Annotated in this window: 9 protein-coding genes and 1 pseudogene; 5 read left to right on the forward strand and 5 right to left on the reverse strand. The window is 72.6% G+C overall.

Annotation, left to right across the window (positions count from 1 at the left end; genetic code table 11):
* From AADR41_RS29315 to AADR41_RS29325, 3 genes and pseudogenes are all read left to right on the forward strand, one after another.
* Window positions 1–684: pseudogene (locus AADR41_RS29315) on the forward strand (hypothetical protein); the annotation flags it as partial.
* Window positions 681–1,400 carry a DUF4255 domain-containing protein gene (locus AADR41_RS29320; RefSeq protein WP_342284446.1) on the forward strand — a complete coding sequence of 240 codons (720 nt, stop codon included), beginning with the start codon at window positions 681–683 and terminating at the stop codon, window positions 1,398–1,400. The pseudogene AADR41_RS29315 and the gene AADR41_RS29320, both read left to right, overlap by 4 nt.
* Window positions 1,397–3,544, forward strand: coding sequence for an AAA family ATPase (locus AADR41_RS29325; RefSeq protein ID WP_342284447.1), 2,148 nt, complete (start codon window positions 1,397–1,399; stop codon window positions 3,542–3,544). The genes AADR41_RS29320 and AADR41_RS29325 overlap by 4 nt, the downstream gene beginning before the upstream one ends.
* Before the next feature lie 77 nt (window positions 3,545–3,621).
* On the opposite strand, the gene asnB is transcribed toward AADR41_RS29325, so the two are convergent.
* Complete coding sequence (asnB, locus tag AADR41_RS29330; RefSeq protein WP_342284448.1) at window positions 3,622–5,469, reverse strand: asparagine synthase (glutamine-hydrolyzing); 1,848 nt, start codon at window positions 5,467–5,469, stop codon at window positions 3,622–3,624.
* A gap of 432 nt (window positions 5,470–5,901) precedes the next feature.
* On the opposite strand from asnB, the gene AADR41_RS29335 reads away from it, so the two are divergent.
* The gene (locus tag AADR41_RS29335; RefSeq protein WP_342284449.1) at window positions 5,902–6,660 is read left to right on the forward strand and encodes a carbon-nitrogen hydrolase family protein; all 759 of its coding nucleotides are present in this window, start codon (window positions 5,902–5,904) and stop codon (window positions 6,658–6,660) included.
* A gap of 15 nt (window positions 6,661–6,675) precedes the next feature.
* Here the strand turns inward: AADR41_RS29335 and AADR41_RS29340 are convergent, their stop codons facing one another.
* The 4 genes from AADR41_RS29340 to AADR41_RS29355 are packed head-to-tail and all read right to left on the reverse strand — an operon-like array spanning window position 6,676 to window position 12,972.
* Window positions 6,676–7,239, reverse strand: a complete 564-nt coding sequence (locus AADR41_RS29340; protein ID WP_342284451.1) for a GNAT family N-acetyltransferase — start codon at window positions 7,237–7,239, stop codon at window positions 6,676–6,678.
* Between the two features lie 9 nt (window positions 7,240–7,248).
* Complete coding sequence (locus AADR41_RS29345) at window positions 7,249–8,319, reverse strand: oligogalacturonate lyase family protein (RefSeq protein ID WP_342284453.1); 1,071 nt, start codon at window positions 8,317–8,319, stop codon at window positions 7,249–7,251.
* Complete coding sequence (locus AADR41_RS29350) at window positions 8,316–11,501, reverse strand: hypothetical protein (protein WP_342284454.1); 3,186 nt, start codon at window positions 11,499–11,501, stop codon at window positions 8,316–8,318. Before AADR41_RS29350 ends, AADR41_RS29345 begins: the two co-directional genes overlap by 4 nt.
* A gap of 55 nt (window positions 11,502–11,556) precedes the next feature.
* The gene (locus AADR41_RS29355; protein ID WP_342284455.1) at window positions 11,557–12,972 is read right to left on the reverse strand and encodes an ABC transporter substrate-binding protein; all 1,416 of its coding nucleotides are present in this window, start codon (window positions 12,970–12,972) and stop codon (window positions 11,557–11,559) included.
* Window positions 12,973–13,202: 230 nt separating this feature from the next.
* Between AADR41_RS29355 and AADR41_RS29360 the strand changes: the two genes are divergently transcribed.
* A complete protein-coding gene (locus tag AADR41_RS29360) occupies window positions 13,203–14,366 on the forward strand; it encodes a LacI family DNA-binding transcriptional regulator (RefSeq protein WP_342284456.1) in 1,164 nt (387 codons plus the stop codon).
* Window positions 14,367–14,391: the final 25 nt, after the last annotated feature.

A 14,391-nucleotide genomic window follows, 5' to 3' on the forward strand; every position in this document is an offset into this window, starting at 1 on the left:
GGCCTGCCCCGGCCGCCGGCTCCCGAGCCGCCCGCGCCCGAGGCAGGCCCCGGTCTCACGGTGCGGGCACAGCCCAGCCCCGGCTACGTCGGCGGTCGGGTGGTCGTCACGTACACCGTGCGCAACGGCCGCAACGCGCTCGCCACCGGGCTGCGGCTGAAGCTCGGGCTGCCCGCGCGGATCCCGGCGGGCCCGCTCCCGCCGGGCTGCAAGAACGGGGTCTGCGCCCTGCCCGATCTGGCGCAGGGCGCGTCCACGGTCGTGCGGGTGGTGCTCAAGCCGGACCAGGCGCTGCGGACGACCATCACCGGAACGCTGACCACGACCGGCACCGACGCCGACACCGGCGACAACGTCGCCAGGAAGCCGCTGCGCATCCTGCAGCCCCGGATCATCGCGGTGCCCGCCGTCGGCAAACCGGGGTTCGTCACCTCGGTGCGCGGCAAGGACTTCCCGCCCGGCGCACCCGTGAAGCTCACCTGGAAGCCGGGGATCACGGCGACCGCGCCGCCCGCCTACCCGCGCCGGGACGGAACGTTCATCACGCAGCTGCTGATCCTGGCGAAGGACCAGACGGGGCCGCGCACGATCACCGCCTCGGGTCCGGGGTTCGGCCCCGTCACCACGCCCTTCCTGGTGGTGGCCGGAACCATCGTCCCGCCGGACGAGGTGGGGCGCCGGTGATCCACGAGGTCGACGAGGGGCTGCGGCTGTTGCTGGTCGACGCCGGGCTCCAGGAGAGCGGGGTGGACCTGGTCTTCGACGCACCGACGAAGGACTGGTCCGCCCGGCGCAACGCCCCCACGATCAGTGTGTTCCTGCACCGCATCCGTGAGGACGCGGGCCGCCGCCGGACCGGCGCGGCCGAGGAGCACGACGAGGAGGGAGTGGTGATCGGCCGGCGCACCCCGCCGCGCTGGTACGAGCTGACGTATCTGGTGACCGCGTGGACCAATCGCCCGCAGGACGAACACCGGCTGCTCTCCGAGGCGTTGCGCTGCCTCGTGCGGTCGGACGCGCTGCCCGCCCACATGCACACCGGCAGCCTCGCCGAGCTGGGGCTGACCGTGGAGATCGAGGCGGCGGGCCCGGGGACCGACGGGCCGTCCGCCTCGGACGTCTGGTCGGCGCTGGGCGGTGAACTCAAGGCCGCGATCGACCTGCGGGTCTGGGCGCCGCTGGCCGGTGAGCGGACCGCCGCGGGACCGCCGGTCACCGAGGGGCTGGTGGTGCGGAGCACGCCCGGCACCGGCGGCGACGGTACGGACGGCGACGCCACGGAGCCGGGGCGCCGGCTGCGCTACGACGGGGCGTCCGACCCCGGCGGACAGGGCTTCGCGGCGCAGCGGCAACGGCAGTTGCCGCCCGGCCGGCGCAGGCGTGGGGGCGCGGCCCGGTGACCACGGCACAGGACGCCGGTGCCGTTCCCGGAACGGCCGACGCCCCGGCCCCGGAGATCGAGGACCTCTGGGAGCGGCTGGTCCACGTGGAGCAGCGGGTCAGGAACGCCGTGGCCGTCAGACGGGCCGCCGACCCGCAGCCGGACGATCCGTACCGGGGGCAGTACCTCACCCCCGAGGCGGCCGGGCGGATCGTGGCGGCCCGCGACGCGTTCGCGCCCGTACCGGCGTACGCCTCCGGGCCCCCGCCGCAGTCCCCGCCGGGGAGCCGCATCCACCGGCTGGCCGAGAGCTTCGGCCTGGTGCCGCTGGACGTCGACCTTCTGCTGGTTGCGCTGGCCCCGGACATCGACCGCCGGTTCGAGCAGCTCTACGGCTACCTCAACGACGACCTGACCCGGCGCAGACCCACCATCGGGCTGGCGCTGGAGCTCTGCGGGCTGCCCGCCGCGAGCTCCGGACGTTTCCGGTTCTCGCCGTCCGCCCCGCTGGTCACGGGTGGACTGCTGGAGGTCCGGGACGCCGAACGCCCGCTGCTTTCGCGGGTGTTGCGAGTACCGGACCGGATCGGCGCGCACCTTCTGGGCGACGACGAGATCGACGGAAGGCTGCGCGGCCTGGTCCGCGCGGCCGGGCCCGGCGCGGGGCCGGAGGCGGGCCCGGACACCGGGCCGGAGGTGCTGCGGGTCGCGGCGGCACTGGGCACGGGCAGCGGTCTGGTGCATCTGCTCGACCGGGGCGGCGACCCGGGCGGACTGGCGGTCGAGGCGCTGCTCGCCGCGGGGCGTCGCCCCCTGGTGGTCGACATCGCGGAGCTGGCCGCCCTTCCCGAACCGATGGAGGCCGTAAGGACGTTGGCGGCCGAGGTCCGGCTGGGCAACGGCGGGATCGTCCTCGGGCCGCTCGAAGCGCTCGCCCCCGAGCGCCCCGAGCGGGGCCGGCTGCTCGGGGCCCTGTGCGCGGCGGTCAGCGGTGCCCCGCTGCTCGCGTACGGGAAGAAGAACTGGGATCCGCTGTGGGCCGGGGAGAGTCCGGTGCCGGTCCACGTCCTGTCGCCGGGCCCGACGGGCCTGGCACGGCGGTGGCGGCAGGCGCTCGCGGAGGCCGGCGCGTCCGCCGGGCTGCCCGCCGGGAGCAGGTCGGCCGACGAGGAGGTCATCGAGGCCACCGCCTCGTACCGGCTCGACTCCGAGCAGATGCGCAAGGCCGCCGCGGTCGCCTCCCGGCTGGCCGTCCTGGCGGACCGCCCGGTGGACGTGCGGGATCTGCGCACGGCGGTCCGGGCGCAGAACGGCGCCGGGCTCGAACGGCTCGCCCGTCGCATCGAGCCCGCGGTCGGCTGGGACGACCTCGTGCTGCCCCCCGCGACCCGTCGCGAGCTGTCCGAACTCGCCCTGCGCGCCCGCCATCGCGAGCAGGTGCTCGGTCAGTGGCGCATGCGGCCGGGCGGCGGCCGGGGGCGCGGCATCATCGCGCTGTTCGCGGGCGAGTCCGGCACCGGCAAGACCATGTCCGCCGAGGTGGTGGCGTCGGAGCTCGGCATGGAACTCTATGTCGTGGATCTGTCGACGGTGGTGGACAAGTACGTCGGTGAGACCGAGAAGAACCTGGAACGGATCTTCGCCGAGGCGTCCGACGTCAACGGCATTCTGCTGTTCGACGAGGCGGACGCCATCTTCGGGAAGCGTTCGCAGGTCAAGGACGCGCACGACCGGCACGCCAATGTGGAGTCGGCCTATCTGCTCCAGCGGATGGAGTCCTTCGACGGCATCGCGGTGCTCACCACGAATCTGCGCGGCAATCTCGACGAGGCGTTCACCCGGCGACTCGATGTGATCGCGGAGTTCCCCATGCCGGACGCCCGGCAGCGGCTGGCGCTGTGGGACCGCTGCCTCGGGACGGCGATCCCCCGCGAGGCCGGGCTCGATCTGGAGTTCTGCGCGGGCCGGTTCGAGCTGGCGGGCGGCTCGATCCGCGCCTGCGCGGTGACCGCCGCCTATCTGGCAGCGGAATCGGGCCGCCCGCTCGGCATGGAGCAGATCGTCTCGGCGGTGATCCAGGAGTACCGCAAGCTCGGCCGGCTGGTCCGGGAGAACGAGTTCGGTACGTGGCTGGACGGCGGGCGGGCAGGCGGCGGCACCTAGCGGATCCCTGTGCCCCGGGCGCCCGCCGCGCCCGGGGCGGGCACCGTGGGGCGCCCGCCGTGCCCGGGGCGGGCCGCTCAGCCGAGGATCAGCTCGGGCTCGTACAGGTCCAGCCAGGTGGCGAGGTCCAGGGTGCGTTCCAGGCCGCGACGGGACGCCGAGGTGACCTGGGGCGCGTGGTGGTCGGCGGCCCGGCGGAGCCGGTCGCGGTCGACGAGCTCGAAGACCCGGTGGTCCGGGCGGGCGAGCAGCTCGCGGGCGTACCCCTGCAGGGCCATGGCGTACTTGGGGTCCTGGGTCGACGGATAGGGGCTCTTGGTCCGGTCGTACACCGACCGGGGCAGCACATCGGCGGTGGCCTCGCGCAGCAGGCTCTTCTCCCTGCCGTCGAAGGACTTGAGGGCCCAGGGCGCGTTGTAGACGTACTCGACGAGCCGGTGGTCGCAGAACGGCACCCGGACCTCCAGGCCGACCGCCATGCTCGCCCGGTCCTTGCGGTCGAGCAGGACGCGTACGAAGCGGGTCAGGTGGAGGTGGCAGATCTTGCGCATGCGGTACTCGAAGTCGCTCTCGCCGGCGAGCCGTTCGATGCCGGCGACGGCGGTCTCATAACTGCTGCGGACGTAGCCCGGCAGGTCGAGGGCCCGGCCGAGGTCCTCCCGGAGCACGTCCGAGTCCTCGCCGAAGTGCTCGGCCATCCGGACCAGCCAGGGGAAGGTGTCGGCGGTGCGGGCCTGCTCGTCGAAGAACTGGAGGTAGCCGCCGAAGACCTCGTCGGCGGACTCGCCGGACAGCGCGACGGTCGAGTGTTCGCGGATGGCCCGGAAGAGCAGATAGAGCGAGGCGTCCATGTCCCCGAGGCCCATGGGGAGGTCCCGGGCGCGGATCATCCGGGCCCGTACCTCCGGGTCGGCGAGGGTGTCGGGGTCGAGCACGATGTCCCGGTGCACGGTGCCCGACCGTTGGGCCACATCGTGCACGAACGGGGTGTCGGGGGTGGTGCGCAGCTCGTCGGCGATGAAGTGCTCGGTGCGTCCCACGAAGTCGACGGCGAAAGTGCGGACCTTCTCGCCGCTCTCGGCGAGCTGCCCGGCGGAGAGCGCGGTGACGGCCGAGGAGTCGAGTCCGCCGGAGAGCAGGATGCAGCGGGGTACGTCGGAGACCAGCTGGCGGCGGACGATGTCGTCGAGCAGTGACCGTACGGTGGCGATCGTGGTGTCCCGGTCGTCGGTGTGCGGGCGGGTCTCCAGCCGCCAGTAGACGTGCCGGCGCAGCCCGCCGCGGTCCACGGTGACGACCGTGCCGGGCTCCACCTCGTGCATGCCGTCCCAAACGGCATGGCCCGGGGTCTTGACCATGGTGAACAGCTCCCGCAGACCGTCCAGGGTCACCCGGGGCCGGGCCAGCGGGTTGGCGAGAATGGCCTTGGGCTCCGAGCCGAAGAGCACACCGTCGGGTGTCGGCCAGTAGTAGAAGGGCTTGACGCCCATCCGGTCCCGGATCATGACGAGCCGGCCGTGGCGGCCGTCCCAGAGCGCGAAGGCGTACATGCCGTTGAGCCGCCCGGCGAGGGCCTCGCCCCACTCCAGGTAGCCGCGCAGCACGACCTCGGTGTCCGATTCGGTGGTGAACCGGTGTCCGCGGGCTGTCAGTTCGCCGCGCAGCTCGGTGAAGTTGTAGGCCTCGCCGGAGTAGACGAGGGCGACCGGCCCCTCGGGAGTGTCGACGGTCATGGGCTGGCGCCCGCCGGGCAGGTCGATGATCGCGAGCCGCCGGTGTCCGAGCGAGGCGTTCCCGTCGGTCCAGGTCCCCCGGTCGTCGGGGCCCCGGCAGGCCATGGTCTCCGTCATCGCGTCCAGCGTGGCGGCCGCCTCCGCCGCCCGTAGATCACGGTCGAAGGAGACCCAGCCGGTGATGCCACACATATCCGTCCTCCCGATCCGGTCCCGCCCGGCAGAACCAGTTGTACTTAGCAGCTATATGACGAGCGTCTGCCTGCGATTGCGTACGGTCAACACGGTCGTTGCCTGGCCGGCGGCACGGCCCCCATACTTTCGGCCGCGGTTTTCCGGTTCCTGTACGTGGCACCGTGCTCCGGAACCCGTGCGGGAGCGGCTCGTGGGCCCCGCGGGGGTACCGGAATCGGCCATCGGCAAAGACTTGCCCAACCCCGGTGGGCCGGTGGGGTGCACCGGCTCGGCCGGCCGGCACCCGGCACGGCGGACGGGACGATGCCCGGAACAACCGGACCCGTCGCCCACCCCGCCCCCGATGCCGCCCGATAGGCTGATGACCTGCGGTTTTCCCAGGACGGATTGCCTCGGGGAGCCCGACCGCCGACCTGATCCGGAGGCCCCGTGTCCGCGCCCGTTCCCGCGCCGCTCACCGTCGCCGTCGCCCAGCCGGTCTGCGTTCCGCTCGACGTGGCCGCCAACTCCGTCGCGCACGCGGAGGCGGTCCGGCGTTCGGGGGCCCGTCTGGTCGTCTTCCCGGAACTCTCGCTCACCGGCTACGACCTCGCCGCCGAGGCCGTCTCCCCCGACGACCCGCTTCTGCGCCCCCTCGTCACGGCATGCCGCGAGACCGGAGCGACGGCCCTGGCCGGTGCTCCGGTGCGGGGCCCGGACGGCCAGGAGCACCTCGGCACACTGGCCGTCACAGGAACGGGCGCCCGTTTCGTGTACGGCAAGATGTGCCTGCACGGCGCGGAGTCCGACCGGTTCGCCCCCGGCGAGAAGCCACAGGTCCTGGTGGTCGACGGACATCGGCTGGGGCTCGCGGTGTGTTACGACGCCGCGGTCCTCGGACACGCCGCCGACACCGCCGCGCTGGGCATCGACGCCTATGTGGCGAGCACCCTCTACGGCCCCGGCCCCGAACAGGCCGCCCGCCGCGACGGCCACATGAGCCGGACGGCACTCGCCCACGGGGTGTGGGTGGTACTGGCGACCTCGGCGGGCCCGAGCGGGACGTACGGCCGGACGTCGGGCGGCTCGGGCATCTGGGCACCGGACGGGACGGCGGTCGTGCAGGCCGGGCCCGAGGCCGGCGCCGTGGTGTCCACGGCCGTGGGCGGGGGCCCGGCCGGAACCCGTCGCCCTTGGGCCGGACGGTAATTGGCGGGGGTGGGCTCAGAATCGCCCGTCGGCCATCTCGGCCGTGATGGCCCACCGCTCGTGGTCGCGCCAGGCTCCGGCGATGTGGAGGAAGTCCGGCGAGAACCCTTCGAGACGGAAGCCGGCCCGGCGGACGAGGGCGAGCGAGCCCTCGTTGCCGGGCTGGATGTTGGCTTCGAGGCGGTGCAGGCCGAGCGGGCCGAAGGCGTACCGCAGGACCAGGTCCAGCCCTTCGGCCATCAGGCCGCGGCCCGCCGCGTGGGCGAAGGCGCCGTAGCCGAGGGCGCCGCAGCGGAACGCGCCGACGACGATGTTGTTGATGTTGATGAACCCCGCGATCGCGCCCGCGGGCCCGCTGCCGCCGCCACGTTCGCAGACCAGGAAGCCCGCCTTCGTGGGGTCCTCGATCAGCCGTCCCGCGTAGGCGGCGTACGCGCGGACGTCGGTGGGCGGGAAGAGCCAGGGGCTGTGCAGCCCCCGGCTCTCCCGGGCCCGGGTGGTGAACTCCTCGGCATCGGCCGGGGTGTAGGCGCGGATCGCCACCCGGTGCCCCTGGGCCGGATTGTGGTGCTCGGACATCCGGCGAGACTATCGGCTGGAACCCTCCCGGGGCAGCGTCACCCGGGCCACCGCGACCTCGCCGGTCGACGGGTCGCCGTGGTTGTGCAGGACTGCGGTGCCGTCCGGCGTGAACACCGGGTGCGGGTGCCTCGGGTGCCGGTCGGCCGATGTCCGCGCCAGGAGGGTCCGGGCGCCGGTGGCGATGTCGACGAGCACCACGTCGGAGACCTGTCCGGCGTTCTGCCAGCCCCGGCCCGCAGCGTCCACGGGCCCGGACGTGTCGACGACGGCCCGGCGTCCGTCGCGGCTGATGTCACAGTGCCAGTCGCGTTCGCCCGCGCTGACCAGGCGGGCCGGGCGGCCGTCCGGGTGGAGTGCGTACAGGCCGCGCGGCCCCGCCTCGCTCTCGCCGTACGCGCACACCAGGGCGCCCAGATCGTGGAACATCCAGCGTTCGTGGCCCACGGCGAGCGTTCCCCCTTCCGCCGCCTGGTCGAAGACGCAGCGGCCCTCCGGGGCCCGTGCGGGGTGCCGGGCCCAGACGCGGTCCGGGATCTGCCGGGAGAGGCCCTCGTGGGCGAACGTCAGCCACGACTCGTCGTACGGGCTGTGGGCGGGGTGGTTGGCGGACCAGTCCTTGGTGAACAGTTCGACGGCCCTCCCGGTGGACACGGAGATCTCCAGGCAGGTGACCGGCGCGTCCCGTTCCTCGGGCTGCTCCATCACCACCACCCGGTCGCCCGCCGCCGTGAGGGAGCACAGGTTCTGCAGGGTTCGCCCGGGGGCGGCCGTGTACAGCCGCTCGGGAGCCGCCCGGGAGTCCAGGTCGAGAACGTGGACGGCGTCGTCCCGGACCCAGGCGACGCGCTCGGCGGCCAGGGCCACATCGGGCCAGAGCAGTTGCTCCGGCCCCGTGGTGCCGGGCGTGGCGTCGTAGAGGTTCCGCGCGGCTGGTTCACCGTCGCGCCAACGGACGCTGGTGAGTCCGAGGGCCCCGGTGGACGGGGAGTACCTGGTCAGTACGAGCCGTTCGCCGTCGGCGTGGAATCCATTGGTGTGCGGGTAGGGCAGGTGAGCGCCGCCGAGGAGGACGGTCATCGCACCAGCCTCACGGACCGGAACCGCGCCGGGTTCTTGGGCGCTGCGCCCACGCCGGCACCCCATTGGAGGTAGCCGTCCCTGGCGTCGGTGGCGGTGCTCGCATCGGCGTCGTTGACGAGGAAGGACAGTCCGAACGTCCCGGTGGGCGCCCGGTCGAAGCCGAGCGAGGTCCAGGGCACCGCCAGCCGGTAGGTGGTGGTCCCGGCCGTCCCGTCACGCACGACGGAGACGTCCGCGCCCGGTGTCGGACCGGCCTGCTGCCCCGGCGGCGGGGTCCAGGTGTACGCGACGGGTCCGCTCGGCAGCAGCGCCGCGCCGACCTCGACCCGGTTGCCGTCGGTCGTACCGGGGAAGCCCGAGTAGAGGTCGTACTGGAGGGAGTCGACCTGCCAGGCCGTCGAGGGGTCCGTCCGGTCGGCGTTGTGGACGTCGTCCTTGACGACCGCGTCCAGGATCAGGTCCTTGTCGGTGTGGGTGTAGCGGATCGTCCCGGAGAGATCACCGGGCCCGCTCCTGGTGCCGCCCCGCAGGCCCACCCACTCCCCCTGGGAGTCGAGGTCGACCGGGGCGAGGGTGGTGTCGGCCGCCGGTTCGACCGGGCTGAAGCTGAGCGAGCCCGATTCGGTGGCGTCGCCGGTCGTGACGGAGTAGGCGTAGGAGGTGAACTGCTTTGTTTCGGCCGGGAGTTCGACCGTCCGCTCGAAGGACTCCCCCACCGGGACGGGCCCCGGGTCCGTGATCGTGCCCGTCCAGGGTCCGACCCGCCAGCCGACCGGTGCGGGCGCCAGCGCCCGTTCCGGGTCGTTGTTGGTCAGCCGCACGGTGAGCCCTGCGCCGTTCCTGCGGATGTCGGGCCGGCCGGTCACGGTGTACGGCTCGACCACCTTCGTGGTGGTGCGCAGCCGGGCCTGCCGGCCGAAGGACGCGTCGACATCGCGTACGCCGGTCCGCCCGGTGGCGGGGACGGTGAGCGTGAGCGAGGTCTTCCTGCCCGGCCTGGTGGTCAGTGTGCCGTGCACACCGTCGACGGTGACCGGCAGCCGGCGGGGCAGTGCGCCCGCCCGGCTGCGGTCCGCGGTGACCGTCACCTTCAGGTCGGCGCCGGTGACCGACCGGGCGGGCGTGCTCAGCGAGAGCGACGAGTCGGTGACCGCCACACCGGTGACCGGTCCTTCGAGGAAGACGGGGCTGCCGTCGAGTCCGAGGGTGATGCGCCCGGCCGCCGGGGTGAGCGTGCTGCGCCTGCCGAACTGGTCGGTCAGGGTCAGCGGCCGGTCGGTGCGGACCGAGACCGTCCTGGGCGAAGTGGCCCACAGCGAACGGGTGGTGGTGCCGTACGGGTAGACGTGGACGGCCGGGTCGCCCGCGTCCTGCCGGGCGCCGAGCCGCTTGCCCGCGGTCTGCCGGATGAGGACCGCGTTGGAGACGGCGGAGGGCTTCGGTGCCAGCCCCTGGACGCCGCCCCCGGCGCGGCGGAACTGCCCGAAGCGGTGCTCGCGTTCGCCGGGGTTGTCACCGTCGTCGAGAACGTCGTACCAGAAGAACTTGTCGGCACCGGCCGCGCGGGCCAGCGTCTGGGCGCGGATCAGGTAGTCGGCCTGCTGGGCCTCGGTCCAGCCGGCGGTGTGTGTGGGCCAGCCGTTCTCGGTGACCCAGACCGGCATCTTCTTGCGCGCCTCGACCTTCTTCACCAGCTGGGTGAACTCCCCGAGGGCCTTGATCTCCTCCGGAGGCGTGCCGGGGCTGTCGCCGGTGCTGCTGTAGTAGTTGACGCTGAAGGTGTCGAGCTGGTCCAGGCCGCCACGGGCGATGAAGTCGTCGTGCCAGGCGAGTTGGGTGCCGGCCGAGGTGGGGCCCACCAGATTGGCGTCCGGCATGGCCTGTTTCACCGCCTTGACCATGTCGTAGTAGCACTTGGCGGTGATGCCGCAGGCGCCGTCGTTGAAGCCGGTCGAGTTGTACTCGTTGTAGACGGAGAAGTCATTGGTGTACGGGGCGTAGGCGGCGGCAGCCGCGGCGCCGAACCTGGCGAAGGCGGCCAGGCCCTCCGGTGTGCTGGGTGTCTTGCCGCCGTCGTAGAGCGGGTTGCGGTATCCGAGGATCGGCATGGTCCTGATGCCGCGCTTCGCCGCGTTCTTCAGCCCCGCGTCGAGGGGGTGGGCGCCGAAGTCGTAGACGCCCTTCTGCTTCTCCAACGCCCAGTTGACGTCGGACCTGACCTCGCTCCAGCCGACGGTGGCGACGGAGTCGATCAGTGTGTCCTCCCACCCGGGCTGCCAGCCGTAGTGCATGGCCACGGCGTAGTACGGGTCCTTGGCGGGCAGCGGGGCGACCACGCCGAAGGAGGTCGTCCGCGTCACCGGGGCGCCGGAGTCGGCGGTGGCGGTGAGCGTGTAGTAGCCGGGACCGAGGTCCTTGATGTCGAGCGCGGCCCGTCCGTCGGTGACCTGCGCCGTGCCGGACTTCAGCGGTACCCCGTTCGGATCTCCGATGGTCCAGCCGATCCGGCCGGCCGCGGAGGCGAAGGTGATCGGGCCCTGGTCCGCGCCCTGGGTGAACAGCAGGCGGCGCGAGGTGACGTCGAGCAGCGGGGCGTCGGTGAATTCGACGGATATCCGGCTGAAGCAGACCGGCGGCATGTTCTCGGCCGTCGCCTGCACATCGAGCCGGAAGTCGGCCCCGTTGGCCCGGCCGGCGAACCGGATGTCACCCAGCTCGAACTGGTGGCTCCGCCATGTTCCGGTGCCCTTCAGCGCCACACCGGTCGCCCCGGTGAAGGGATGGGACTGCGAGTCGTACTGGAGGTTCATGCCGACCGCGCCCGCGTCGAAGTAGTCGACCGTGACCACGGCCCGCTTCGCCCCGGCGGGGACGGCACCGGCCGCCACATCGACGTACAGGTACCGGTTGTACGGGTCGCCCGACATCGTCCAGCAGCTTCGCCCGGCCTTTTCGCGCACCGCGTGGGCGGGGTCCTTGTCCCGGTCGCCGGGCCAGGCCCGTTCGATGCCCTCGTACGTGGGCTGCGCGCCGAGCACCGCGGTGGCCCGGGCGGCCAGGGCGTGGGCCGGTGCGGCGGCGGGTGCCTGGATCAGGGTTGCGGCCAGAGCCGCGACGGCGAACGCCGTGAGTGTGCGGCGCAGCCGGGTGAGCGGTCTTCTCGGTGGTGCTCCGTTCATCGGGGTTCCCTCTCCTGGAGCCGACTGGGGTGCTGTGCCGTTCATCGCGTCGGTGTCACCGCTGCGACCGTTCGAGGGCCGGGCCGATCCTGCGGTCCGCCTTCGCCAGTTCCGCGTCCGGGTCGGCGCTCTCCCGGGTCAGTACGGCCTGTACCGCGCTGTCCAGAGCCGCGTACAGCTCCTGGGCGGCGACGGGTGGTTCGACGACGTACCGGGTGGTGCCCAGACTGTTGAGGTAGGGGGTGAAGTTCTTCAGCGGCACGTTGGAGTGCTTGCGTTCGGCCGCCGTGGCCGGGCCGGAGACCTTCGCGTCGTAGAAGGGGAGGCCGGGGACCCCGGCGGGGTTCTTGTCGGCGGCGGCCTGCGCGGTGCGCTCGGCGGCCAGCGCGGGATCGTACTTGGGCCTCAGATAGAAGAAGTCGATCCACTTCGCGGCGGCGCTGCGCTGGGCCCGGTCCGCCTTCGGCGATACGACGGCGACGCCGCCGCCGAGCAGGGTGGCCCTCTCGCCTTCCGAGGGAAGCGGGGCCTGCCCGTAGACGGCGGGCCTGCCGCGGAACTTGGCGGAATAGGCTCCGTAGGTGCTGGGGGAACCCAGCAGCATGGCGACCTTGCCGCCGGCGAAGTCGCGGGTCAGGTCGTCGGTGCCGCGCAGTTGCTGCTTGCCCATCGATCCGTCGTCCCACCGCATGGCCTTCAGCAGGGCGAGTGCCCTGCCGGTCGGGCCGTCCCGGAAGGCCGTGACCTGCCTGCCGCCCGCCTCCCTCTCCATCCGGCCGCCGTAGGAGTACGTCATGGCGGTCAGCATCCAGCCGCCGGTGTTGTCGGTGGTGTGGATGCCGAAGCCGGGGACACCGGTCCGGTCCGTGATGGTTCTGGCGGCGGTGCGCAACTCCTCCCAGGTGGCGGGCGGCCTGTCGGGATCGAGTCCGGCCCTGCTGAACAGTTCGCGGTTGTAGACCAGGCCGACCGAGTACACCTCGGTGGGTATGCCGTACACCTTCCCGTCGGAGTCCGTGACCGGGGCGAGCAGCCGCCTGTCGAACTCCGTGCCGTGCGGGAGTGCCTTGATCTCCTTGCTGAGATCGGCGATCCGGTGATGTTCGATCAGGTCCGGCGGATAGGTCAGCGGCACCCGGAAGACGGTCTCCAACTGGCCGGAGGCGAGGCGTGCGGGGAAGGTCTTGGCATCCCACAGTGCGTCGGTCGGCTTGATCCTGATGTCCGGGTTGGCCCTCTCGAAGGCCGTGACCTGGGCGAGGAAGTCCTTGCGTCCGGCCGGCAGTGTGGTCGGCGGCATGCCGGCGACGGTGATCTCCGTCCTGCCGTCCGTACTGTCTCCCTCCCCGCCGCCGCTCCCGCAGGCGGCGAGGGAGACGGTCATGAGCAGGGCTGCTCCGACGGCGGCGAGTCCTGTCCGGCTGCTGCCGGTGCGCCGGCCGGCCGGTCTGTGCGCTGGTTCGGTCATCATGGCTCCCATGGCTGCGGATCGGGCTGCGCAGAAGCTAGCAATAGCGCGTTAACGCGTAAATAGACTTCGGTCAACTTCCCTGAATCCGGGCCGAAGTTCGTGCAGTTAACACACCATGAGTGCCGTTGTTCGTTCCCGCTCACCAATGGCCTGCGTGGCTGCGACGCGCCTTCCGCCTGGAGGCCGCCCGGAGTTATCCTTAGCGCGTTAACGCGTCAGGGAGTGGCGCAGTGAGCGATGGGGGCAGCATGACCGAGGCCGAGCGGGACGGCACCGGCCAGGAACCGCTCTACCGGATGGTGAAGCGGGACCTTGTCGCGGACATCGACCGGGGCGCCTACGAGGCCGACCAGCCGTTCATCAGTCAGCGTGAGGTCTGCGAGAGATTCGGCGTCAGCTCCACGACCGCGGTACGGGCCCTGAACGAACTCGTGGCCGAGGGCTATCTGATCCGGCAGCGGGGGCGCGGAACGTTCGTGGCCGAGCGCGGCTCACCGCAGGCCGGCCCCGGTGCCGGGGCGCGGGAGCGCTCGGTCGCCTGTGTGATGCACGGGCGCGGCGCGCACCAGTCGGCGGTCGTCGACGGCATCGAGTCGGTGTGCGGCGAGGAGGGTCTGCGGATGTTCCTGTCGAACTCCAAGGGCTCGAAGCAGGCGGAGGAACACGCCCTGCGGCTGGCCCTGGAGACGGGGGCCGGCGGGGTCGTGCTCTACCCCGTCGACAGCGGCGCGGACTCACCGGCGCTGGCCGAGCTCGCACGGTGCGGCGTTCCCGTCGTCATGATCGACCGCTACCACCCCGAGTCCCCGAGCGACGCCGTCGTCTTCGACAACTACGCGGTGGGGTTCGAGCTGACCGAGCACCTCATCGATCGCGGTCACCACCGGATCGCCACGCTCTGGGACGAGACCGACGTCACCAGCGTGACGGAACGGCTCACCGGGCACGTCCAGGCGCTGCGGAAGCACGGCATCAGGGTCTCACCGGAGCTCACCGCCCTGACGACCTATCACCGGCTCCCCGACAGGCGCCGGCTGGCGATGCTCTCGGCCTTCCTCGACCGCCCGGAGCCGCCCACCGTGCTGCTCTGCGCCAACGGCCACACCCTGGCGCACGCCGCCCGGGACCTGTCCGTCCTCGGCCTGGAAGTGCCCGGCCAGATCGAGCTGGCCGGCATGGACGATGCCGGCCCCTTCGACCTGCTCCCGCTGACGGTCGCCGCCGCCCGGCTCCCCTCCGGGGAGATGGGCCGGCGGGCGATGGAGATGCTCGTCCGGCGCATCCGGAACCCGGACGGTCCGCACGAGGTGCGGCACGTCCTGCTGCCCGTCGAGATCCGCACGCGCGACTCCGCGCAGGCGTACCTGCGGGTGGTCGGCGCCGGACGCGCGTGAGGGGCCGGGCCGGCTCACGGTCGGC

Source organism: Streptomyces sp. CLV115, assembly GCF_038448545.1.
Taxonomy (GTDB): Bacteria; Actinomycetota; Actinomycetes; order Streptomycetales; family Streptomycetaceae; genus Streptomyces; species Streptomyces sanglieri.

What these genes read in the sequence shown, in the direction of transcription:
- asnB (WP_342284448.1), bottom strand. Translation starts at nt 5,469, where the DNA reads ATGTGTGGCATCACCGGCTGGGTCTCCTTCGACCGTGATCTACGGGCG.
- AADR41_RS29340 (WP_342284451.1), bottom strand. Translation starts at nt 7,239, where the DNA reads ATGTCCGAGCACCACAATCCGGCCCAGGGGCACCGGGTGGCGATCCGC.
- AADR41_RS29345 (WP_342284453.1), bottom strand. Translation starts at nt 8,319, where the DNA reads ATGACCGTCCTCCTCGGCGGCGCTCACCTGCCCTACCCGCACACCAAT.
- AADR41_RS29350 (WP_342284454.1), bottom strand. Translation starts at nt 11,501, where the DNA reads ATGAACGGAGCACCACCGAGAAGACCGCTCACCCGGCTGCGCCGCACA.
- AADR41_RS29355 (WP_342284455.1), bottom strand. Translation starts at nt 12,972, where the DNA reads ATGATGACCGAACCAGCGCACAGACCGGCCGGCCGGCGCACCGGCAGC.